We start from the raw sequence: 22691 nt of genomic DNA, 5'->3' as shown, positions 1-22691 counted from the left end.
GCCGGTGGCGGGTCGGGCCTCCAGTCCGGGTCGGGCGTCAGCCCTTGACGGCGCCGCTGGTCATGCCGGCGACGATCTGACGGTTGAAGAAGATGTAGAGGATGAGCGGGGGGATCGTGATGAGCAGGACGTCCGTGAACAGCAGGTTCAGCTGGCTGACCGACTGGCTCTGGAACGCGTACAGCGTCTGTTGCACGGTGGCGTTCTCGGACCCGGGGAGGAAGTACAGCGGGTTCGCGAAGTCGTTGAACACGGCGACCGACTGGACGAGCACGACGGTGATGATGACCGGCTTCAGCAGCGGCAGGACGACCCCGAAGAACAGGCGGATCGGCCCGGCACCGTCGAGCACGGCGGCTTCGTCCAGCTCCTTGGGGATCGTCGCGACGAACGCCCGGAACAGCAGGATGCAGAACGACAGGCCGAAGGTGGCCTCGATGAGGATCATCCCGCCCATGGTCTTGAACAGGTTGAGGCCCTGCAGCACCCAGATCGTCGGGACGATCGCCGGCGGGACGATCAGGCCGGCGAGGACGAAGAAGTTGATGACCCCGTTCCACCGGCCGGGTCGACGCTGCAGGACGTAGCCGACCATGGCGGAGAACACGACCATGATGACCACGCTGCCCACCGTCAGCACGGCGCTGTTGACGAATGCCCGGACGATGCCGGACTCGCCGGTCTGGAACACCGCCTGCAGGTTCTGCCACAGCTGCCACTGGGTCGGCAGGGTGAAGCCGAGCTGGTTCGCCTCGGCCGGCGACTTCGCTGCCTGGAGCAGGACGAAGACGAACGGCACGAGGAAGACCACGAACGACACCACGATGGCGACGACGCCGATGATCCATTTGCGGGTGGTGCCCGGGCGGCGGCGGCGCGGGGTCGTGCTGATGGCGGTCACAGTTCCGGCTCCTTCCGGTTGATGAGCCAGGAGACCGGGACCATGATCGCCGTGACGACGACGAACAGCACGACGTTGCCGGCCGTCGACAGGCCGTAGAAGCCCGCCTGGTACTGCTTGTAGATCACGCTCGCGATGACGTCGCTGGTGAACCCCGGCCCACCGCCGGTCATCGCCCAGATCAGGTCGAACGACCGCAGACCGCCGATGAGCGACAGGATGATGACCGTGCCCATCGCGGGGCGGGACAGCGGCAGCGTGATGTTCCGGAAGATCGTCCAGGCGCTCGCGCCGTCGACGCGGGCGGCCTCGAAGTACTCCGGCGGGATCGCCACGATGCCGGCGATGAAGATGAGCGTCGCGATGCCGACGCCCTTCCAGATGTCCACAGCCGCCACGCTCCAGAGCGCGAGGGCCGGGTCGGTCAGCCACCCCGGTGTCGGGAGGCCGAGTCCTCCCAACACGGAGTTGATGATCCCGTGGAAGGGGTCCATCAGCGCCTTGAACGTGATGCCGATGCCGATCGTCGACACGAGCACCGGGAAGAACACGACCGCCCGGAGGTACCCGCGCCCGAGCACGGGGGACGTGAGGAGCAGGGCGAGGGCGAGTCCGAGGACCACCTTCGCCGCGCTCGTCACGAACCCGTACTCGAACGTGTGGATGAAGCCCGAGACGAGCTGCGGGTCCTGGAAGAACCGGACGAAGTTGTCGAAGCCGATGAAGGTCTGGTCGAACAGCGTCCAGCGGGTGAGCGAGAAGTAGAACCCGGCGAAGGTCGGGACCGCGAAGAACACGACGTAGAGCGCGATCGCGGGGATGAAGAACCACGCGGGGTAGAACGAACGCATCCGCTTGCGGGCAGGACCCGGTCCGGCCTTCGTGGTCTGCGGCGGGGCGACCGCCGTCGTGAGCGTCGCGGTCACCGACTCACCAGCCCTTCAGGCCGAGCTGCTGGGCCTGCTGCACGACGTCCTGGTCGTACTGCTTGGCGCCGACCGCTGCGGTGGAGATCCCGGAGCCGACCTGCACGCAGATCTTCTCGAGGTTCGGGCCCTTGATGGGGGAGAGGAACTCGAGCGCCGGCGTCGCCTTGCCGTCGTCGATGTACTTCTGCAGGTCGCCGAGCATCGTCGGCACGGAGTCCGGGAGCTTGCACGTCGAGATGACGTACGGGCCGCCGGGTGTCCCGGTGTCGTTCTGCACCTTGCAGCCGTCGGACGAGTTGGCGAACGCGATGAACTTCTTCGCCGCCGCGAGCTTGTCGCCCGTGGTCGTCTTCGGGATGTAGAGGCCGTTCGGCTCCCAGATCGTCAGGTTCGTGTCGTCCGCGTTCTGTGCCGGCAGGGCGAATGCACCGATGTCGTTCACCGCGTCCGGGCTGTCCTGCTGCAGGGTCGAGATCGCGTTCGTGAGCATCGGGTACTGGGCTCCGGTGCCGTCGGCGAGCATCTTCAGGCCGTTCGCCTGCGTCGCCGATGCGAAGTCCTCGTTCAGGAGGCCCTTGTCCTTCACCTCGGCGAGGTGCTCGAAGCCGGCGAACGCCGGGTCCTTCGCGTAGGACTCCTTGTGCGCGGTGTACTTCGTCGCCCAGTCGGCCTGCTGCGCCGTGATGTTGGCGAAGTCGCCGAGCACGAAGAGCTGGCTGGTCCAGGTGTCGCCGTAGGTCTGGATGATCGGCGCGACCTTGCCGGCGTCCTTGATCTTCTCGCTGTTGCTGATGAACTCGTCCCAGGTGGTGGGGACCTTCAGGCCGAGGTCGGCGTAGACCTTCTTGTTGTACATGACGCCGCCGCCGAAGCTCGTGCCGAAGGGTGCGCCGTACATGCCCTTGTCGGTGCTGACGACCTTCGTGAACTGCTTGTCGACGTCCTTCGCCCAGCTCTGGTCGGACAGGTCGACGAGCGTGTTGTCCGGGTTGAGCGCCTGCATGAGCGACCCGGAGTTGTAGTTGAAGACGTCGTCCATCTCACCGGTGGACAACCGCGTCTTGACCAGGTTGTCGCCGTCGGTGCCCTGCGGCTTCGTGTCGACCTTCACCGTGATGTCGGGGTTGGCCTTCTCGAACGCCGCGACGAGTGCCTTCGTCGTGACGGCGGTCGCCGTGGAGTTGTCGACCAGGTAGCTGATCTGGACCTTGCTGCCGCTGCTGCCCGTGTCGGCGGAGCCGCCGGACGAACAGGCGGCGAGGCCGCCGATGAGGACCGTGGCACCGCCGATGGCGAGCAGCCGGGTGGTCAGGGAACGTGCTGACATCCTTACCTCCTCGTAAGGCCCGGGTTGGGGGAGACCCGGGTGAAACGGACCCGGACACCGCGTCGTCGTGGTGGCCGGTCGTGCTGTTTAGAACGTTTCAATCGGAATGGAACCATGCGGATTGAAGCGTGTCAATCACCGATTCTGATTCGTTACGTGCTGGCGCGCTCCAAGTTCCGTCGGGTGCGGTTCGGCGGTGCGCCCGTGCCGCGCCCGTGCCGCGCCTGCGTCGCGCGTGCGACGCGCCGGCGACTCGTCGAGGCACCACGATGTCGTCGAAGCGCCCCGGATTCCGGCGGTGTCTCGGGCTTCTGGGGGTGCTTCGGCGGGTTGCGACCGCCGGGTCAGGCCTCGGTGCGGCGGGGGTCCTCGGGGGTGCCACGTCGCGCGGCGGCCGCACCCTCGCGGCCGAGCGTGCTCTCACGCGGCACGAGCTCGGTGTCGAGCACGACCGTCCGGTGCACGTGCTCGTCCGGCGGGTCCAGCAGCTCCGCGAGCAGCAGGTCGACCGCCCGCGCACCCATCTCCGCGCCGTGCATGGTCACCGAAGTCAGGGGGACGGCACCGCCCCACGCGACCGAGTTGTGGTCGCAGCCCGAGACGGGGATGTCCTCCGGCACGCGGATCCCGGCGGCGCGCAGCTCGGTGACGACGGCCATCGCGAGCAGGTCCGTCACGCCGAGGACCCCGTCTGGTCGCTCGGACACGGGCATGCCGGCGATGCGGACCCCGGCGTCGGTGCCCCCTGGCGGGTCGATGTCGCCGGCGTCCACGTCGACGAGGTGCACCCCTGGGTGTTCGGCGATCGCGCGGAGCACGCCGGCACGACGGCGGTGCACGGGCTGGAGTTCCTGTCGTGCACTCACGAAACCGATGCGTCGGCACCCCCGTTCGATGAGGTGCGTCGTCGCGATGTAGCCGGCCCGCTCGTTGTCCACCACGACCGAGCAGGCGTCGACCTCGGTCGGCTCGTAGTTCACGTAGACGACCGGGTGACCGTGCCGGCGGGTGAGCTCGACCTGGTCACGGGACTCCTCCATCGTCGCGAGGAGGATGCCGGACACCCGGGTGCTCTCGAGGAAGGCCAAGTGGTCGGCCTGCGCGCGCGGGTCGTTCTCGCTGCTGGCGATGAGCAGGGCGAATTCCCGTTCCCGGGCGGCGAGCTGGGCGCCGTTGAGCATGTCGCTGAACAGGGAGTTCTGCAGCGACGACACGACGAGCCCGATCGACCGGCTCCTGCCGGACGCGAGTGCACGGGCGTTCCGGTTCGGCGTGTACCCGAGGTCCGCGATGGCGGCGTGGACTCGGGCCGCTGTTGCCGCTCGGACGCGCTCCGGGTGGTTCAGGACGTTCGACACGGTCGCGAGTGACACACCCGCCCGCGCGGCGACGTGGTGCACGCTCGGCGGCCCGTCGCGTCGAGGGGGCTGCACCATCCCTCGATCGTAGACCGGCGATGCGTCACCGATCGCGGACGGTGGACTGGCGGACGACCAGCTCCGGGGTGAACTCGACCCGTTCGAGCTCGACGTCCTGGCCGTGCTCGACCTGGTGCACCAGGAGCTCGATCGCCTGCCGCCCGAGGTCCTGCGCCGGCTGCCGGACACTCGTGAGCGGCACGACGGCGGCCTCGGCGAACGCGATGTCGTCGTAGCCCACGATCGCGATCTCGTCGGGGACGGACACCGAGCCGCGCATGATGAACGCCTGCTCGAGCCCGACAGCGATGAGGTCGTTCGCCGCGAACACCGCGTCCGGCCGCTCGGACGCCGGGCGACGCTGGATCTCCTCGCCGATGCGCCGGCCCTCGAGCACGGACAGTGACGACGTCTGCAGGACCTCGAGCGAGGCGCCGGCGGCCGTGGCGGCACCGAGTGCTCCCGCGTGTCGATCGGCGACCTGCCGGATGCCGAACGGGCCGCCGACGAAGGCGATGCGCCGTCGGCCGATGTCCACGAGGTGTTCGACGGCGATCCGGCCGCCTGCCACGTCGTCGACGGACACGGATGCGAAGTGCTCGTCGTCCGCGCGACGGTCCACGAGCACGACGGCGGTGCCCTGGTCGCGCAGTCTGACCAGCCGCTCGAGGTCGTCGCCGGCGGGGGAGATGAGCAGGCCGGCGACGCGGCGCTCCTCGAACAGGTCGATGTAGGTGCGCTCGCGCTCGGTCGACTCGTCCGAGTTGCCGATGAGGACCGCGAGACCCTTCGACATCGCGGCGTCCTCCGCACCTCGGGCGACGTCGGTGAAGAACGGGTTGCCGCCGTCCAGCACGACGAGCCCGACGGTGGAGCTGCGACCGGCACGGAGCTGGCGTGCCGAGTCGTTCCGCACGAACCCGAGCTCGGCGATGGCGCTCTGCACGCGCTCGACCGTCGAGGGGGCCACCTTCTCGGGTCGGTTCAACACGTTCGAGACCGTGCCGAGGGACACGCCCGCGAGAGCCGCGACCTCCCGAACGCTCACCGTCATGCGGTCATCCTGGCATCCCGATCGTCGTTCGCGGTCGTGTGGGGCGTGGTGTCGCGGTCGCGCGCCGCGTGAAAGTACCCAAAACGCCCGCGATGGGAAGCGGGTTCGCGCGTAGGAGGCCGGAACGAACGGCCTCCTACGCGCGATTCGACCTCCTACGCGCGAAACGACACCCAACGCGCGCTACGACACCCAACGCGAAGCGGCCCCCGACGCGCGAATCGCCCCACTTGCAGGACCCCGACCACCGGGCGTATCTTCTTCGCTGCACCGTTGAAACGATTCATCGACGAACACGCACGAACGGAGGACCAATGGCGGTCCGTATCGGAGCCAGCAACACGACCGGCTGGAAGGCCACCATCTCGGTGGCCATGTCGAACTACATCGAGTCGGGCTCGATCATCGCGATCGCGACGAGCCTGGCGTTCTGGCAGGCCCAGTTCCACATCGGCGACCTCGGCGTCGGCCTGCTCGCGAGCCTCTCCTCGAACGCGTTCGGCGCTGCCGTCGGCGCCGCGATCGGTGGCCCCTTGTGCGACCGCTACGGCCGGAAGTTCATCTACACGTACGACCTGCTGCTGTACATGCTCGGGGTCGTCCTCGCGGTGTTCGCCGGCAACTACGGCATGCTCCTCACGGGCTTCATCCTGTGCGGCATCGCGGTCGGTGCCGGTGTCCCCGCCAGCTGGACCTACATCGCCGAACAGGCACCGGCTGGCAAGCGTGCCGCACACGTCGGCACCGCGCAGCTCGCGTGGTCGATCGGCCCGATGGTCGGCTTCGCGCTGGCGATCGCCGCTGCCCCGCTCGGACTCCTCGGCAGCCGGCTCATCTTCGCGCACCTGTTCGTCGTCGCCGCGGTGGTGTGGTGGCTCCGCCGTGGGCTGCCGGAGTCGAACATCTGGAAGGACGAGCGCGCGGCAACCGGCACGGTCAGCTTCTTCCACGGCGTCGGCCAGCTGTTCTCGAAGAAGATCAACCTCGTCGCGATGCTGTTCCTGTTCGGCGTCTACGCGATGTGGAACACCGTCGCCGGACAGGCCGGCATCTTCCAACCGCGCATCTACGCCGCGACCGGGGTGACGAGCGTCATCGAGCAGGACGCCCTGCAGGTCCTCGTCTGGTTCTGCACCGTGCTCACGACGTACTTCGTGTTCATGCGGTACGGGGACCGGATCAGCAGGCGTCTGCTCTTCGCGATCGGTGCCGCGCTGGCGATCGTCGTCTGGGCCGTGCTCATCTACGGCCCGGCGAACACCGGCACACTGCTGTTCTTCGCGATCGGCTGGGGCATCTCGTCCGGCATCGGCGCGCAGGCGTTCTACGGCCTCTGGACGAGCGAGCTCTTCGCGACCAGGTACCGTGCCAGCGCGCAGGGCGTGCTGTTCCTCGCCGCCCGCGTCACGGTCGGACTCCTCAGCATGTGGTTCCCCGTGCTCCTCACCGACATCGGCCTCCGCCCCCTCGGCGGGCTCATCATCGGGCTCCTCGCCGTCTCGTTCCTGGTCGGCACGATCTGGGCGCCGGAGACCCGTGGGAAGTCCCTCGAGGAGATCGAGGCCGAGCGGTACGGCACGGTGACGAGCGTCACCGGCACCGTCCGAACGGTCGACGAGCACGAGGAACGAGCGCGAGCGGCGCGCGAACCGGCGCGCCGCTCGCGAGGCGAGCGGACACCCAGGTGAGCGGGCCCACCGGACCGGCACCGGACCTCCCGTCCGTCCCGCCGCACCGGACTGGAGGCTCGGATCGCGTCACGCGCGTCTGCTTCCGACTGCAGGTGGCTGCGGAGCACATGGACGCGTACCGCGAGCGGCACGCCGCGGTCTGGCCGGCGATGCTCCGGGCCATCGCGGGGGCCGGTCGACGGAACTACTCCCTGTTCCTCGACGACGACGGCCTGCTGATCGGCTACTACGAGACCGACTCGGTCGCCGATGCGGACGCGGCCCTCGCGGCCAGCGAGGTCGCGTCCGCGTGGGAGGCCCACATGCAGGACCTCTTCGACGGGACCACCGGTCGGGCAGACCAGACGGCGCGGATCCTGCCGGAGGTGTTCAACCTCGAGGACCAGCTCGCCGCGGCGGGGGAGTAGGTCCGGTCAGGAACTGCGCAGGGTGTCGTTCGCGTCGGACGACACCGGCTCCTTCGACGTCCAGCCGTACCAACGGCCGTCGATCTCGGCCGTGATCCGTCCGTCGCCGCACGTGATCAGGTCGCTCGTGGGCAGCGACTTCGGCAGGAAGTCGGCCGTCATCGCCGGGCCGCCGTGGGTGCCGTCGACGGGCTCACACGCCGCCGTGTCGACTCCGGTCGCGGAGTCGAAGGCGATGACGTACCCGGGGTTGCTCGTGTCCAGGCGCACGTCGATGTCCTTCGCGTCCTCCGGCACCCACTTCGGCATGAACCAGGCCATGTCCTCCGAGTTCGCCGACGACGGGGCATCACGGTAGGTGTCGTAGTGGCGGTGCTGCTGCGGGAGCGACTGCTCGATCATGCTGCAGCCGGTCAGGGTGGCGACGACGAGACCCATGCCGACGACGGCGAAGGCGGAGGTGACGGCGGATCGTTCGGAGCGTGACGTGTTCATGGATCCATCGTCGTTCCGCGCGGTCGGCGGGACGATCCGGCGGTCCTCCGGATCCGGGGTGGGGGTAACCCCCGCACCTGGACCGGGTGTGGTGCCGGGGCGGGTACGGTGCCCGGCATGGCCGACGTGACGCACGCCTCCGACCTCGGCATCGACCTGTCGGACGGCAAACCCCAGCAGCTGTACCGGTGGTTCCTCGCGAGCATGCTGTTCGGCAGGCCGATCCGGCAGGAGCAGGCGGCCGAGACGTACCGCGTGCTGATCGACCACGGGTTCACGAGCCCCGGGAGGTTCGCCGGGGCCGGACGGGAGCAGCTCCGCAAGGTCCTCGACGAGGGCGGCTACGGACGGTTCGACTACCAGATGACCGACGCGCTGCACGAGACGATGCACACGCTCGACGCCGACGAGGGGTCGGTGTCCCACCTCGTGAAGACCGCAGGGTCACGCGCGGAACTCCGTGACCGGCTCGGAGCACTGCACGGGGTCGGCCCGAAGACGATCGAGATCTTCCTGCGGGACGTCCCCGACGCGGTCCTGCCCGACTGAGGCGGTCCGCGGCTCATCACGCGGACCGCACTGCGAAAGCGACAGTTTCCCGCGCGGATCTCGCGGTGAACTGTCGCTTTCGCGGGCGCTCTCGCGGGCGCTCTCGTGGGACGTGCCCGATGGACCAGCCCGCCGCGCCGGGTCACGCGTCGAACGGCACCGCCGACTCCCACGTGCCGTGCGAGAGCTCGACGGGCTCCGCCCCGGGGAGGTCGAGCACGGCCGTCGCACCGACCGGCACCGTGACGGTGACCGACAGCGTGCCGTCGGACACCGACCAGTCGATCGCGGCCTGGCCCCGTGGGGTGTCGAGCGTCGCCCCGGCGCTCGTCAGACCGCCGCCGGGCCTCGGCGCGAAGCGGATCGCCGCGTACCCGGGGGCAGCGGGGGCGATGCCGGCGACGACCCGGTGCATGAAGTCCGCGACGGACCCGAGTGCATAGTGGTTGAACGACGTCATCCCGCCCGAGTTCACGCGTCCGTCCGGCAGCAGCGAGTCCCAGCGCTCCCAGATCGTCGTCGCACCCTGCGTGAGCGGGTAGAGCCACGACGGGCACTCGTCCTTCAGGAGCATCGCGTACGCGTCGTCGAGGTGCCCGGCGAGGAGCAGCGCGTCGCAGACCACCGGCGTCCCGGCGAACCCGGTGCCGATGCGGTGCCCGTTCGACCGCACGAGCTCCGACAGCCGGGCCCCGACCGGGCCGTCCGCGTCGACGAGCCCGAACACGATCGCGATCGCCGACGACGCCTGCGAGTCGTCGATGACGGTGCCGGAGGGCGTCAGGAACCGCGCCTGCCACGACGCCTTGATCCGCGCCGCGGTCTCCGCGTACGACGCGGCATCGGAGGTGTTCCCGAGCTCGGCCGCCCACGCCGCCAGCACCGACGTCGACCGGTACGAGTACGCCGTCGCCAGGCAGTACTTGTCGGCCTTGGCTGCTGCCGCGTCCTCCGGCGGCGCGAGCGGGTCGAGCCAGTCGCCGAACTCGAAGCCTTCGACCCGGACGAGGTCCTCGTCCCCGGAAGCGAGCACGCCGTCGACCCAGGCCTTCGCCGATGCCCACTGGTCCTCGAGGAGCCCGCGGTCGCCGAACGCCTGGAACAGTCCCCACGGGGTGAGCGTCGCCGCGTCGCCCCAGACCGCCGCGTGGTGCCCGGCCGGGTCGGAGTCGGGGAGTGTCGGCACGAAGAACGGCACGCCGCCGTCCTCGCGCTGCTCGAGCGCCAGGTCCCTGAGCCACGACCGGAGCACCCCGGCGCAGTCGTAGAGGAACGCGGCCGTCGGCGTGAACACCTGCAGGTCCCCGGTCCACCCGAGCCGCTCGTCACGCTGCGGGCAGTCGGTCGGGACGTCGACGAAGTTCCCGCGCATCGACCAGACGACGTTCTCGTGCAGCTGCTCGAGCCGCGGGTCCGAGCAGCGGAACCACCCGGTGCGCCGCATGTCGGTGTGCACCACCTGCGCGACGACGTCCCCGGGCTCGAAGGAGGACACGGGCCAGCCCTCGACCTCGGCGTAGCGGAACCCGTGCACCGTGAAGCGCGGCTCCCACGACCCCTCGCCGTCGTCTCCCGGCCCCGAGTAGAACACGTCGGTGGCCTTCGCGGTGCGCAGTGGGCGGGTCGCGAGTTCGTCGTCCTGCATCACCTCGGCGTGCCGCAGCGTGACGCCGAACGGCCCGACGGGGTGGTTGCGGATCTTCAACCGACCGGGGAGGTTCTGCCCGAAGTCGAGCTGGATCGCCCCGGCGTCCCAGCGGCGCGACCACACCGGTTCGATCTCCTCGACCACGCGCACCACGGGGCCGTCGAAGGGGACGAGTGCCGCGGCGGGAGCGTCGAGCACCTCGACCGCGTCCCATGCGGCGTCGTCGAACCCGACGGTCTGCCAACCGTCGGGTTCGACCCTGCCGTCCCACTTCTCTCCGTCGTAGAGTCCGGAGAGCAGGATCCCGCCGCGCGCGGCGCGCCAGGAGTCATCGGTGCCGAAGGTCTCCGTGGAGCCGTCGGCGTACTCGACCTCGAGCTGGGCGATGAGCGCCAACCGGTCGCCGTACACGTTGCGGACACGGTCGTCCCAGGTGATCCGGCCGCGGTACCAGCCGTCGGCGAGACGAGCGCCGAGTGCGACCGTCCGCGGACCGCCGGCCAGGTGCTCGGTCGCGTCGTGCACCAGGTAGCGGACCCGGTGTCCGAAGGAGGTCCATCCAGGTGCGAGCTCCGCGTCGCCGACGCGGACGCCGTCGACGGTGACCTCGTGGAGGCCGAGGCTCGCCACCGCGAGCCGGGCGCGGACGACGTCGCCGCGCAGCGTCACCTCGCGCCGCAGGATCGGCGGCGCCTGGTCGACGCGGGTGTTCTCCCGCCACGGCGCGGCGACGAACGAGGCGGTCCAGTCGGTGTCGGACAGGAGGCCCGCCTCGACCTCCAGGGGCTCGCTCCAGTCCGTCACGGAGCCGTCCACCGCCGTGGTGCGGACCCGCCACACGGCGCGTTCGCGGGACGCGAGCGGGGCGAACGGCCACGGGACGAGGACCCCGGAGGCGTCCACCTCCGCGACGGCGCCGGCGTCGGTGCCGGCCGTGCGTTCGACGAGTTCGACCTCGGCGAGCCCCGGTTCCCAACCGGGTCCGGCCTCGGGGAGGTACCACGAGAGCCGCGGCTCGGCCGTGCCGATCCCGAGGGGTTCGCGGAGGTGTTCGACGCGGAGCCCGGTCGGGGCGAGCGGTCCCGTGGGAGCCGAGCCGAGCCTCCCGTCAGTCTCGGAACCAGCCACGCGGCGGGCTGGTGCTGTCGTCGTGTCGGTCATGCGGGGGTCCTTTCGGTCAGTCCTTGATCCCGGACATCGTGATGCCCTGGATGAACGTCTTCTGAGCGAAGAAGAACAGGACCACGACGGGGATGAGGATGATGGTCGAGACGGCCATCAGCGGGCCGGTGGCGGTGTCGCCCTGCGCTCCCTGGAAGAACGTCAGGCCGAGCGACAGCGTGTACTGGCTCGACTTCGTGAGGTACAGCAGCGGCCCGAGCAGGTCGCTCCACGAGGCGAGGAACTGGAAGAGCATCACCGCGGCGAGTGCCGGCTTGCAGAGCGGCAGGATGACCTGGACGAAGATGCGGAGCTCCCCGGCGCCGTCGATCCTTGCGGCATCGGTGAGGGCGTCCGGGATGCCGAGGAAGAACTGCCGCATCAGGAAGATGAAGAACGGGATGCCGAAGAACGTCGGGACGATGAGCGGCAGGTACGTGCCCGTCCAGCCGACGTCGCGGTAGGCCACGAACAGCGGGACCATCGTCACGTAGAACGGCACCATCATCGTCGCGATGAGGATCGTGAAGATCCCGTTCCGCCACGGCCACCGGATGCGGGAGACGCCGTAGCCGACCATCGCGCTCGACAGCGCGGCGCCGATCATCGACGGCACGCAGATCACGAGGGTGTTCCAGAAGTACTGCAGCAGCGGGAACGCCTGCAGGCCGTACGTGTAGTTGCCCGTCGTGATGGTGTCCGGGAACCACTTCACCGGGAACGCGCCGATGTCCGCCTGGGTCTTGAACGACCCGGTGACCATCCAGATCAGCGGCATCAGGAACACGACGCTGAGGACGATGAGGACGGCGTGCTTCGCGATGGCCTCGGCGATGCGGGGCCACGTGAGCTTGCGGTGCTTCGGGACGGGGCGGGTCGGGTTGACCGACCCGCGCGGTTCGCCGGCGACGGCAGCGGCCGCCGTGGGGTTCTCGATCGCGGTCATCGTGCTTCGCCTCCGTAGTACACGCGGCGGCCCATGATGCGGTACGCCAGGATCGAGACGATGGCGATGATCACGAAGAGCACCCATCCGACCGCGCTCGAGTAGCCGAGTTGGTAGTGGTAGAACGCCGACTGGTACAGGTACACGCCGGACACGAGCGTGGAGCCCGCCGGGTCGCCGTAGCCGCCGGTCATGACGAACGCCTGGGTGAAGTACTGGAACCCGGCGATCAGGCCGGTGATCGTCGCGAAGAGCAGCTGCGGGCTGATGAACGGCACGGTCACGTTCCGGAACTTCTGCCAGGCGCCGGCACCGTCGAGGGACGCCTGTTCGAGGAGGTCCTGCGGGACGCCCTGCAGCCCGGCGAGCAGGATCACCATGAGGTTCCCGACGCCCCACAGGCCGAACAGGATGAGCGCCGGCTTCGACCACGCGGGGTCGGAGAGCCAGCCGGGCCCCTGGATGCCGAAGATGCTCAGGACGTTGTTGATCACGCCGTACTGCGGGTTGAGGACGTACGCCCAGATGACCGCGCTGGCGACGATCGGGACGATGGACGGGATGAAGAAGATCACCCGGTAGATGCCGAGGCCCTTCACCCGGAGGTTGAGCAGCAGCGCGAGGCCGAGGGCGACCGCGATGCCGAGGGGCACCGAGATGACCGTGAGGAACAGGGTGTTCCCGAGGGACAGCCACCACTGGTCGTCGGCGAAGAGCTGCGTGTAGTTCTGCCACCCGATCCACTGCTTCGTGCCGCCGAGCAGGTTCGCGTTCGTGAAGCTGTTGACGGCGCTCGTGATGATCGGACCGCCGGTGAAGACGACGAGGCCGATGATCGCCGGTGCGGTGAAGAACAGGCCCCACCCGAAGGTGGCGCGCTGCCGCTTCGTCCGGGGGATCCAGTGAGTGAGCCATGATGTTCCACGGGGCTTCGGACCCCGTGTCGTGATGCTCCGTGTGACGCTCACGAGTTCTCCTTCCGGAATTCGTCGAACGCGGCGTTGACCGAGGCCTTGACCTTGGCCAGGGCGCGCTCCGGGGTGATCTGGCCGTAGATGGCCGAGCTCACCTGGATGTCGAGCGCGGTCGCGTAGGTGCTCGCGACGGGGATCGTCGGGCGGATGTTCTTCGCGGTGAGGAGGCCCTCGCGGTAGACGGCGATGTTCGGGTCCTTCTGGAACTCCGCCAGGACGGGGGAGTCGGACCAGCCGGGGAGCAGGGTGCCGTACTTGAAGTTCGACTGCGTGCCGGCGTCCGAGACGGTCGCGAACTGCAGGAAGTCCCACGCGGAGTCGTGCTCCTTGGAGTCCTTCGGGATGAAGAGGTCGTAGCCGCCGAGCCAGGTCGCGCTCCCAGGAGAGCCGAGCCCCTCCGCGTAGGGGAAGAGCGTCGCGCCGAGTTCGACCTTCGCCTTGTCCCCGCTCCGGTAGACGTTCTGCGCGTCCGTCGTCGTCATCGGCGCCATGCCGACGTTGCCGCTCGCGATCGTCGGCAGGGTCTGCGACGGGCTGGTGACGGACAGGTGGCTCGCGCCGCCGACCTTCTTCGCGTAGTCGACCATCCACTGGAGCGCCTGGACGATGTTCGGGTCGTCGGGGGTGGCCTCCATGTTGTCGTCGCTCATGAACTTCCCGCCGAAGGCGAAGCCGAACGTGAACATCGAGTTGCTGAAGCCGTAGTAGTCCCACGGCACGGTCCCGATCCGGGTGACCTGGTTGCCGCGCTTCTGCAGGATCTTGTCCGAGAACGCCTCGAGCTCGTCGATGGTCTTCGGCGGGGTCTCGGGGTCGAGGCCGGCTGACGCGAAGACCTTCTTGTTCCAGAACATCGGGAAGTTCACGTCGACGAGCACCGGCATCGCGTAGATGTCGTCCGTGGCCGTCATCTGCTTCCACACCGCCGGTGCGAAGTTGGCCGCACCGAGGCCGGCGGCCGCGATCCGGGCACCGAGTGGCTCGACGACGCCGTAGCCCGCGAATTGCGGGTACTCCTCTGGGGTGCAGAACGCCAGGTCCGGCGGGGTGCCCGCGGCGATGGCGGTCTGCAGACGGATCTGCGTGTTGCCGGACAGCGGCGCGTAGGTGACCCGGACGCCGGTGTGCGACTGCGACTGCTCGTAGAGGTCGGCGAGCTCGACCCAGGCGTTGCCGAGCGTGCCGCCCCAGATGTTGTACATCTCGACGACGTGCGCGCGGCCCGGTGCCGGGTCCTTGCTGAGCCTGAGGCCCTGCTGGTCGTCCGCGACGGCGCCGCCGGAGATCACGGTGCAGCCGGCGAGGCCGATCGTCGCGGTGCCGGCCGCGATGGCTGCGAGGAACGCCCGTCTCGACACGTCGCGTGCCGCGGGCCTGGTGGGCGGGTGTGGTGGTCGGCTCGTCATCGAGTACCTCCGGTCGTCGTCGTTGAGGATCGGGAACCGCCGGGAACTGAATCGTTTCATCGGTGGTTGCGATGAATATACGCACCCGACGCCGCGAGCGCCAGGGTTATCTCACAATGATGGAGAAATCGAAGCGCGGTCGGTTTTCACGAGCACTGCGCCGGCCTCGTACGTCGCGACCGGGTTGGCGAACGGCATCGGTCGGAGTTGTTCGGCGTCGACGAGTCGCAAGTCGGGGGCGCCGGTGATCAGCTGCGTGATCGCCTCCCGGATCTCGGCGCGCGCGAGTTGCTGGCCGATGCAGCCGTGTGGCCCGTACCCGAACCCCAGGTGCCCGAAAGCGTCCCGGTCGACGTCGAAGCGCTCGGGGTCCTCGAAGTGCCGTGGATCCCGGTTCGCCCCGACCGGTGACACGGAGACGGTCTGCCCGGCGGCGACGGTCACCCCCTCGATCTCGACGTCCTCGGTCGCGGTGCGCGGGAACAGCGTGAGGAACATCGCACCGGTCCGCATGAACTCCTCGATCGCCGGACCCACCCGCTCCGGGTCGGCTCGGAGCCGCGCGAGCAGTTCCGGGTTCGTCAGCAGTGCCACCGTCGCGGTGGCGATGAGGTACGCCACGGAGTCGTGCCCGGCGCTCATCAGCTGGAAGACGAGCCCCTCGACCTCGACGCGCGAGAAGTCCGAGGCGAGCAGGTCGGTGATGACGTCCTCGCCCGGGTCCGCCGCGCGGGCGTCGACCACGGAGCGGATGAAGTCGAACCTGGCCTGCGTGCTCGAACCCCGGACGAAGTGCTCGACGAACTCGGGCACGCGGTCCTCGTGCACGCCGATCACGCTGCAGTGGGTCTCGGCGGCGATCGGCTGCGCGTACTCCGAGAAGAGGTCGACGGGCCCGTCGTGGGCGAGCAGCCGGTGCAGGTGCCTCGCCACGCGATCGCGCACCTCGGGGCCGCGCTGGCGCACCTGCTTGACCGAGAAGCGCGCGGTGACGCCGCGGCGCATGCGCTGGTGCACGGCGCCGTCGAGTGCGAGCAGGTTCGCGGCGTCGATCGACCGGCGAGCGGCGTCGTCGAGCGGATCCTGGGGCCGTGGCGCCGGGACGGCGGCCCCGGCGGCGTCGGCGGCGGCCCCGTCGACTGTGTCGTGCGGGCGTGCCGGTCCGCGCGGCATCCGGTGCGGCACCTGACTGAACCGCGGGTCGGCCAGGATCGCCCGGGCGGCGTCGTAGCGGGTGACGATGAGCCCGACGTGCCCGTCGTCGTACGCGAGCGGCACGGCTGGTGCCTGGTCGCGCCACTCGGCGAAGTCGGGCGACGGGGTGAGCGGTGTGCTGTCGCCGGGGAGGGTGACGGCGTGGAAGGGGCATCCGGACATGGAGGTCTCCAGGAGTCAGGCGTGGGCGGGGACGGTTCGGGCGAGTTCGGCCCGGGCTCGGCGGAAGGCACGGGGTGCGGCCCAGCCGACGACGCCGGTCGTGGCCGCCCCGTCGCGTTGGACGAGCACGTCGCTGTCCTCCTGCCACGGGTCCAGCGGGCGTGCGGGGTCGAACGTGCCGACGGCCTGGATGCGGATGCCGTGCACCTCCGACCAGAAGAACGGGATCGGCGCGGCGAGCGGTTCGGCCCCGGTGATCGTCGCGGCGACCGACAGTGCCTGCTCGATGGCGTTCGTCTGGTGCTCGATGCGCGTCGATCGGCCGGTCACGGGGTCCGTCCAGCGTGCGACGTCGCCGATCGCGTACACGTCGGGTGCGGCCCTGCCGTGGTCGTCGCAGCACACCCCGTCCCGCACGGTGAGCCCCGATGCGGCGAGCCATGATGTCCTGGGGTGTCCGCCGGTGGCCGCCACGACGAGATCCGCTCGGAGGACGGAACCGTCGCCGAGGACCAGGCCGTCGATCGTGACCCCCAGCGCGCCGGCATCGGGGCGCAGGTCGACCCCGTTGTCGCGGTGCAGCTCGGTGAGCCGTTCGGACAGCAGCGTGCCGACGGTGCCGAAGGACAGCCGGCCGCTCCGACCGATGAGGGCGACCTCGTGGCCGTGGTGTCGGGCCGCTGACGTGATCTCGGACCCGAGCACGCCCGTCCCCATGACGACGACACGCTCGGCGCGCGCCCATGCGGACCGCAGCGCGACGGCGTCGTCGAGGGTCCGCAGGACGAACGCGTGCTCGATCCCCGGCAGCTCGGGCCGGACCGGCTCGACACCGGTCGCGATGACGAGGGCGTCGTAGTGCAGTCGGGCTCCGTCGACGGTCACGACGTGCGCCTCCGGGTCGAGTGCGGTCGCGGTGGCGCCGGCGAGGAGCGTGACGTCGAGACCGTCGAGTTCCGCGACCGTCCGGAGCACGGAGCGCGAGGGGTGCCACGAGCCGTCGAGGACCTGCTTCGAGAGCGGCGGCCGGGCGTACGGGGCGTGCGGTTCGGCGCCGACGAGGGTGATCGGGCCGTCGTGTCCCGCCGCACGGAGTGCCTCGGCGCAGGTCACCCCGGCGACACCGGCACCGACCACGACGACGTGCACGCTCACTCCTCGATCGTGATGGCACGCGCCGGACAGAGCGCAGCTGCCCGACGTGCTGCCGGCTCGTCCGCGGCGTCCGGCACGTCGACGAGGAGCTCGACGATGCCGTCGTCGTCCTGGTCGAAGAGCTCGCCGGCGACGAGGGCGCACTGCCCCGCTCCGACGCATGCACTGGTGTCGGCGATGATGCGCATCGTGTCTCCTGTCGTCCTCCGGTCCGCGTCGACCGGTGCACCCGACGCTAGGGCTCGCCGGGTGGTGCGCGGCATGGGCGCGATCCCCAGAACATGGACATCTCGGTCAGGCATGGCTCGCTATACGCTCGGCGTATGGACACAACGACCGAGGGCCCCGCGGTGGTCGCCGCCAACTGGTACCGCTTCCGCGCCGGTGAGCGGATCCGGCACGAGCGCGTCCTGAGCGTCTGCTTCCTCTGGGTGCTCGCCGGGACGGGCACGGTGCGCTCGTGCGGCGACCGGTTCACGCTGACGTCGGGATCCGTCCTGCGGCTGCCGTGGGGCCACGACGTCGAGTACCTCGCCGACGACCGAGCGCCGTTCCGCCTGGGGACCGTGCACGTCGTCCCACGGCACGACCGGTCGACCCCGGTGCTGCCGGCGGTCGCGCACCAACCGGGTGACCCGCTCTACGACGCCGGCGATCGCCGCGGCGACCCCGGTCGACCGCGGCAGTCCGCGGCGACCACGTCCACGGCACGACGGATCGCCTCGCTCGGCGGGTACACGGTCGAGCGGTTCGGTGACGGTCCCTTCGACGAGGGGGTGTCACGTGCACTCGGCGCGCTCTTCGTCGCCGAGGACGGGCTCGACGCAGCCGGGGACGCGGCGGTGCCGGCAGCGCTCGAGCTGATGACCGCCCACGTCCGTCGGAACCTCGACCGGCCGCTCCCCGTCGCCGAGATCGCGGCGGCCGGCGGGTGCAGCGTGTCCACCGCGGGTCGGCTGTTCGCCGCGCACCTCGGGACATCCGCGAGCGCCTGGGTCCGCTCGGTACGGATGCGGGAGGCGGCCGAGATGCTGCGGTCGAGCGGACTCCGGGTCGGCGAGGTCGCCCGTGCCGTCGGGTTCGAGGACCAGCTCTACTTCTCGCGGGTGTTCCGTGCCACCTTCGGAACACCGCCCAGCCGGTACGGGCTCGAACAGATCCGTCCGTGACGCTTGACAACGCGGTCGCCTTCCGTGAATCGTTTCAGGCGCTGAGCGCACTGCGGCGCCGGCGGATGGAGGAGCGATGGAGCCCCTGGCGACCGAGGCCGACGGACGTGTCCGGTTCACCTGGCCCGTCACGAGCCCGCAGACGGCGTTCCGTCTCGTGGTCCGGGACGGCGACGCGGTCGTGTGGGACTCCGGCCGCATCCGGAGCGTCGAACCGTGGGTCACGTCGCCGACCGGTCTCCGGTTCGCACCGTGGCGGGAACACGATTGGGAGGCCCGGATCGAGTCGGGCGCGACGGTCACCACCGAGCACGGCCGGTTCACCCCCACACCCGTCGACGACGACGCGTGGCGTGGTGCCGAGTGGGTCACGGCGCCCGGCGTCGAGGACGCCGGCCCGGCGCCCCGCGAGCGATGCCACGACGGGGCACTCGCCGCCCCGGTGCTCGAGGCCCAGGTGCACGCGGCTGCCCCGGTCCGCCGTGCGCTCCTGGCGGTGGCTGCCGGCGGGCACGTCGACGTCCGGATCGACGGACGCCTGGCCTCGGACGAGGTCCTGTCGCCCACCACGACGCACTGGGACCGCCGCGTGCAGGTCGTCGTGCACGACGTCACCGCCGAGCTCGCCGACGGGGCGGAACACCTGCTCGGCCTCGAACTCGGCCGCGGGTTCTACGGGATGACCAACGCGAACGTCTGGGCGTGGGAGCGCGCGCCGTGGCACGCGGAGCCGCGCGTCCGCGCGGTCCTGCGGCTGGAACGCGAGGACGGGGCGGTGGACGTGATCCGCACCGGTCCGGACTGGACCGCCCGGCGCGGGACGATCCTCCTGGACGACCTGTACGGAGGTGAGGTGCACGACCTGCGCCGACGCCCCGGCCGACCGCTCGCCGCACCGGCGTTGCCCGCCGTCGTCGTGACGGGTCCGGCTGGCGCGCTCGAGGCACGAGCCGAGCAACCGATCCGGGTCGTCGAGGAGCTCCAGCCGACCGACGTCACCCAGGTGGCTCCGGGGGAGTGGGTCGTCACGTTCCCCCGGGTCGTCGCCGGCTGGGTGCAGCTGCGGCTGCCCGCCGGAGCCGCTGGCGCATCGGTGCGGATCCGGTACGGCGAACGGCTGCGTCCGGACGGCCTGCCGAACGCCGACGACGAGAAGCACTACTTCGCCGACGGCTTCCAGACCGACGAGGTGACGCTCGACGAGGACGCGGCCTCGTGGGAGCCGCGGTTCTCCTACAAGGGGTTCCGGTACGTTCAGCTGTCCGGATGGCCGGAGCCGCTCGGGCCGACCGTGGCGGACGTCACCGCGCGGGTGGTCCGCACCGACGCCGAGGTCACGAGCACCTTCTCCGTCGACGACGGCCTGCTGCAGTGGATCCACGACGCGACCCTGCGGACCATGGAGAACAACCTGCACGGGTACCCGACCGACACCCCCAAGTACGAGAAGAACGGCTGGACCGGCGACGCCGCGGTCGGCGCGGACATGTTCCTGACGAACCTCGACGCCGCCGACGTGCTCACGAAGTGGGTCGGCGACCTCGCGGAGACGACCTCGCCCGGACATCCGCCGGCGCTCATCGCCCCGAACGCCGGGGTGTTCGGCGTGGACGAGCGGGCTCCGGTGTGGCACTCGGCGCTGGTGACCGTGCCGTGGGACGTGTACCGGCACACCGGCGACGTCTCGGTGCTCGAGCGCCACGTCGAGGCGATGGAGTCCTACGCGCGTTTCGAGGTCGACCGGTCGCCGGACGGCATCGCGGACACGATCCTCGGTGACTGGGTCGCCCCGGGCACGGATCCCGGTGGCGGCAATCCACCGGAGGACTCCCGGGTGCCGGCGACGGCGTTCCTCGTCCGGATCCTCGACACCGTCGCACGGGTGGACGAGGTGCTCGGGCGGGACGCGTCGTGGGCGCGTGCTGCTGCCGCGCGTGTGCGGGACGCGTTCGTTGCCCGGTTCTTGGTCGACGGTGCCGTCCGGGGGTCGGGCGACGAGGGCTTCCGGCAGTCGCACCAGGTGCTGGCGCTGGCGTTCGACCTGGTGCCCTCGTCCGCTCGTCCGGCGGTCGCGGCGGCACTGGCCGCTGATGTCCGCGCGCGTGGCGACCACCTCGACACCGGGGCGATCGGCACGAAGTGGCTGCTGCCCGTGCTCACCGACGCCGGGTACGCGTCCCTGGCGCTCGCCGTGGCGCGACAGACGACCGTGCCGTCGTGGGGTGCGTGGCGGGAGGCAGGCGCGACGTCGACGTTCGAGCACTGGGACCTGGCGGCGCGGTCGCACGGGCACTACTTCCTCGGGACGGTCGACGACTGGCTGACCGGGTACGTCGCCGGCATCCGGCCGCTCGAGCCGGGGTGGCGGCGGTTCCTCGTCGCGCCGGCGGTGTGCGGGCCGGTGGGGTCGGCGTCGTGCTCGGTGCGGACGCCGTACGGCGGGGCTGCTGTCCGGTGGACGGTGACCGGTGGATCCGTGTCGTTGTCGGTCACGGTGCCCCCGGGGACGGAGGCCGAGGTCCGGCTGCCTGATGGTCGGACCGAGGTGCTCGGGGTGGGGACGCACGCATTGACGAGCAAGCACTGACGAGCAAGCACTGACGAGCGCGCTCTGAACGGAGGCCTCCGGTCACGCGGCCCGTGCAGGCGTTGACAGTCTCCTGGTCCGACGTGCAACATGTGGAACATCACTGATCCGAGGAGGACGACGATGTTCACGAAGACCCTGACCGCCGGTGCCGTACTGACCGTGCTCGCGGGTGCGCTGCTCACCGCGGCCCCGGCGCACGCGGACCCGGGCGCACCGGGCTGCACGGTGCTCGACGCCACAGCCGACCACGTGCACGGCCTCGTCGTGTTCGACCTGACGTGTTCCGAGCCGCGCGACGTCGTCGTCGATGCGACGGCATGGCACGGGTCCGCGGACGACCACGAGCGCGTCGACCTACAGACGGTGTCGAAGCGCGTGGGAGCAGGGGAGCGATGGAGCTCGGCGCTCTCGTTCGCGACCGACACCACGCCGTCGACCGACTTGATCAGCGCACAGGTGCTCTCGTGGGTCGACCAGGGTGACACCCAGGAGCGCCCGGCGATCCTCGCCACAATCGACGGGTGATGCGCCGGCGGCGCGAATAGGGTCGGTTGCATGCAGACACCCGTTCCCGGCACGCTCCGCGTCCTGCACCTGTCCGACACCCACCTCACCGGGGACGGATCGCTGCACCAGGGCACCGTCGACACGTCGGCCGCGCTCGACGCCCTGCTCGAACGGCTCGACGTCGTCGAGGGCGTCGGCGTCGTGGTCGTCTCCGGAGACGTCTCCGAGGACGGGACCCCCGAGTCCTACGCGGCCTTGCTCGAACGCGCGGGAGGCTGGGCGGAGCGTCACGGTGCCGCGCTCGTCACGGTGCCCGGCAACCACGACCAGCGCGAGGGGTTCCGGCAGGTCCTCGCCAACGGGCACGTCCTCGGCGAGGGCGGCCGCCCGCTCATGCACACGATGGAGTACCACCCGCCGACGGTCCCGGTGTTCGGGCAGTCGCTCGTGGCCGGCCGTCGCATCGTCACGGTGGACACGAGCGTCCCCGGTGCCGGGTACGGCGAGCTCAGCGAGGAGTCACTCACCCGACTCCGGTCGGCGCTCGCCGAGGAGTCCGGTGCGCCCCACGGAGCGGTCGTCGTGCTGCACCACCCGCCGCTCCCGGCCCCGACCGCGCTGCACGAGGCACTCCGGCTGCAGAACCCCGAGGCGCTCGCGGACGTCATCCGCGGCACCGACGTGCGCGTCGTGCTCGCCGGGCACTACCACCACCACTTCGCGGGGAGCGTGGGCGGCGTGCCGGTGCTCGTCGCGCCGGGCGTCGCGAACGACACCGACGTCATCGGAGCGTACGGCGAGGAGTCGGCGTACGTCGGCACCGGTGCGCTCGTCGTGGACATCGCCGAGGACGGGTCGCTGTGGTCGACGCCCGTGCGCGTGCCCGTCGCCGGGGCCGACCAGGTCGCGGTGCACCACGACGCCGACGCGGTCGCGCGCATCGTGGCCGCCGCCGGCAAGCGCTGACGCGCTACCGGGCGCAGCACT

20 protein-coding genes are annotated in these 22691 nt (G+C 70.4%); 7 read left to right on the top strand and 13 right to left on the bottom strand.

Annotation, left to right across the window (positions count from 1 at the left end; translation table 11 throughout):
* Positions 1-37 precede the first annotated feature (37 nt).
* The 5 genes from QK288_RS16380 to QK288_RS16360 all read right to left on the bottom strand — a co-directional run bounded on the left by QK288_RS16380 (position 38) and on the right by QK288_RS16360 (position 5629).
* Positions 38-892 (bottom strand): carbohydrate ABC transporter permease, encoded by an 855-nt coding sequence (locus tag QK288_RS16380; RefSeq protein WP_281267616.1) that lies wholly within the window; start codon positions 890-892, stop codon positions 38-40.
* Between the two features lie 5 nt (positions 893-897).
* The gene (locus QK288_RS16375) at positions 898-1752 is read right to left on the bottom strand and encodes a sugar ABC transporter permease (protein WP_281267615.1); all 855 of its coding nucleotides are present in this window, start codon (positions 1750-1752) and stop codon (positions 898-900) included.
* A gap of 79 nt (positions 1753-1831) precedes the next feature.
* Positions 1832-3157, bottom strand: coding sequence for an extracellular solute-binding protein (locus QK288_RS16370; protein ID WP_281265331.1), 1326 nt, complete (start codon positions 3155-3157; stop codon positions 1832-1834).
* A gap of 344 nt (positions 3158-3501) precedes the next feature.
* Positions 3502-4593, bottom strand: coding sequence for a LacI family DNA-binding transcriptional regulator (locus tag QK288_RS16365; RefSeq protein ID WP_281265330.1), 1092 nt, complete (start codon positions 4591-4593; stop codon positions 3502-3504).
* 25 nt (positions 4594-4618) lie between these two features.
* Positions 4619-5629: a LacI family DNA-binding transcriptional regulator gene (locus tag QK288_RS16360; RefSeq protein ID WP_281265329.1), complete on the bottom strand. Its 1011-nt coding sequence runs from the start codon at positions 5627-5629 to the stop codon at positions 4619-4621.
* Positions 5630-5943: 314 nt separating this feature from the next.
* Between QK288_RS16360 and QK288_RS16355 the strand changes: the two genes are divergently transcribed.
* Positions 5944-7317, top strand: a complete 1374-nt coding sequence (locus QK288_RS16355) for an MFS transporter (RefSeq protein WP_281265328.1) — start codon at positions 5944-5946, stop codon at positions 7315-7317.
* Positions 7314-7727 (top strand): L-rhamnose mutarotase, encoded by a 414-nt coding sequence (locus tag QK288_RS16350; protein WP_281265327.1) that lies wholly within the window; start codon positions 7314-7316, stop codon positions 7725-7727. The genes QK288_RS16355 and QK288_RS16350 overlap by 4 nt, the downstream gene beginning before the upstream one ends.
* Positions 7728-7733: 6 nt before the next feature.
* Here the strand turns inward: QK288_RS16350 and QK288_RS16345 are convergent, their stop codons facing one another.
* Positions 7734-8222 carry a hypothetical protein gene (locus tag QK288_RS16345; RefSeq protein ID WP_281265326.1) on the bottom strand — a complete coding sequence of 163 codons (489 nt, stop codon included), beginning with the start codon at positions 8220-8222 and terminating at the stop codon, positions 7734-7736.
* Positions 8223-8339: 117 nt separating this feature from the next.
* Here QK288_RS16345 and QK288_RS16340 point away from each other — a divergent pair, with 117 nt between their 5' ends.
* The gene (locus QK288_RS16340) at positions 8340-8771 is read left to right on the top strand and encodes a hypothetical protein (protein WP_281265325.1); all 432 of its coding nucleotides are present in this window, start codon (positions 8340-8342) and stop codon (positions 8769-8771) included.
* Positions 8772-8913: 142 nt separating this feature from the next.
* Here the strand turns inward: QK288_RS16340 and QK288_RS16335 are convergent, their stop codons facing one another.
* From QK288_RS16335 to QK288_RS16305, 7 genes are read right to left on the bottom strand one after another with little or no spacing between them, the layout of a single operon-like run.
* Positions 8914-11580 (bottom strand): alpha-L-rhamnosidase, encoded by a 2667-nt coding sequence (locus QK288_RS16335; protein ID WP_281265324.1) that lies wholly within the window; start codon positions 11578-11580, stop codon positions 8914-8916.
* A gap of 16 nt (positions 11581-11596) precedes the next feature.
* Positions 11597-12526 carry a carbohydrate ABC transporter permease gene (locus tag QK288_RS16330; RefSeq protein WP_281265323.1) on the bottom strand — a complete coding sequence of 310 codons (930 nt, stop codon included), beginning with the start codon at positions 12524-12526 and terminating at the stop codon, positions 11597-11599.
* A complete protein-coding gene (locus QK288_RS16325) occupies positions 12523-13494 on the bottom strand; it encodes a sugar ABC transporter permease (protein ID WP_281265322.1) in 972 nt (323 codons plus the stop codon). The genes QK288_RS16330 and QK288_RS16325 overlap by 4 nt, the downstream gene beginning before the upstream one ends.
* A complete protein-coding gene (locus tag QK288_RS16320; RefSeq protein ID WP_281265321.1) occupies positions 13491-14966 on the bottom strand; it encodes an ABC transporter substrate-binding protein in 1476 nt (491 codons plus the stop codon). The genes QK288_RS16325 and QK288_RS16320 overlap by 4 nt, the downstream gene beginning before the upstream one ends.
* 51 nt (positions 14967-15017) lie before the next feature.
* Complete coding sequence (locus QK288_RS16315; RefSeq protein WP_281265320.1) at positions 15018-16283, bottom strand: cytochrome P450; 1266 nt, start codon at positions 16281-16283, stop codon at positions 15018-15020.
* Positions 16284-16298: 15 nt separating this feature from the next.
* A complete protein-coding gene (locus QK288_RS16310; protein WP_281265319.1) occupies positions 16299-17438 on the bottom strand; it encodes an FAD/NAD(P)-binding oxidoreductase in 1140 nt (379 codons plus the stop codon).
* On the bottom strand, positions 17435-17626 hold the full coding sequence (locus QK288_RS16305; protein WP_281265318.1) for a ferredoxin: 192 nt from the start codon (positions 17624-17626) through the stop codon (positions 17435-17437). Before QK288_RS16305 ends, QK288_RS16310 begins: the two co-directional genes overlap by 4 nt.
* A gap of 135 nt (positions 17627-17761) precedes the next feature.
* Between QK288_RS16305 and QK288_RS16300 the strand changes: the two genes are divergently transcribed.
* The 4 genes from QK288_RS16300 to QK288_RS16285 all read left to right on the top strand — a co-directional run bounded on the left by QK288_RS16300 (position 17762) and on the right by QK288_RS16285 (position 22670).
* The gene (locus QK288_RS16300) at positions 17762-18607 is read left to right on the top strand and encodes a helix-turn-helix transcriptional regulator (RefSeq protein WP_281265317.1); all 846 of its coding nucleotides are present in this window, start codon (positions 17762-17764) and stop codon (positions 18605-18607) included.
* Between the two features lie 76 nt (positions 18608-18683).
* A complete protein-coding gene (locus tag QK288_RS16295) occupies positions 18684-21194 on the top strand; it encodes a family 78 glycoside hydrolase catalytic domain (RefSeq protein ID WP_281265316.1) in 2511 nt (836 codons plus the stop codon).
* Between the two features lie 123 nt (positions 21195-21317).
* Positions 21318-21722, top strand: coding sequence for a hypothetical protein (locus QK288_RS16290; RefSeq protein WP_281265315.1), 405 nt, complete (start codon positions 21318-21320; stop codon positions 21720-21722).
* Between the two features lie 30 nt (positions 21723-21752).
* Positions 21753-22670 (top strand): metallophosphoesterase, encoded by a 918-nt coding sequence (locus tag QK288_RS16285; RefSeq protein WP_281265314.1) that lies wholly within the window; start codon positions 21753-21755, stop codon positions 22668-22670.
* Positions 22671-22691: the final 21 nt, after the last annotated feature.

It is taken from the genome of Curtobacterium sp. 9128 (genome assembly GCF_900086645.1).
GTDB lineage: Bacteria > Actinomycetota > Actinomycetes > Actinomycetales > Microbacteriaceae > Curtobacterium.
Note: the sequence above shows the minus strand (reverse complement) of the source record. Positions and strands in the feature narration are given on the sequence as shown.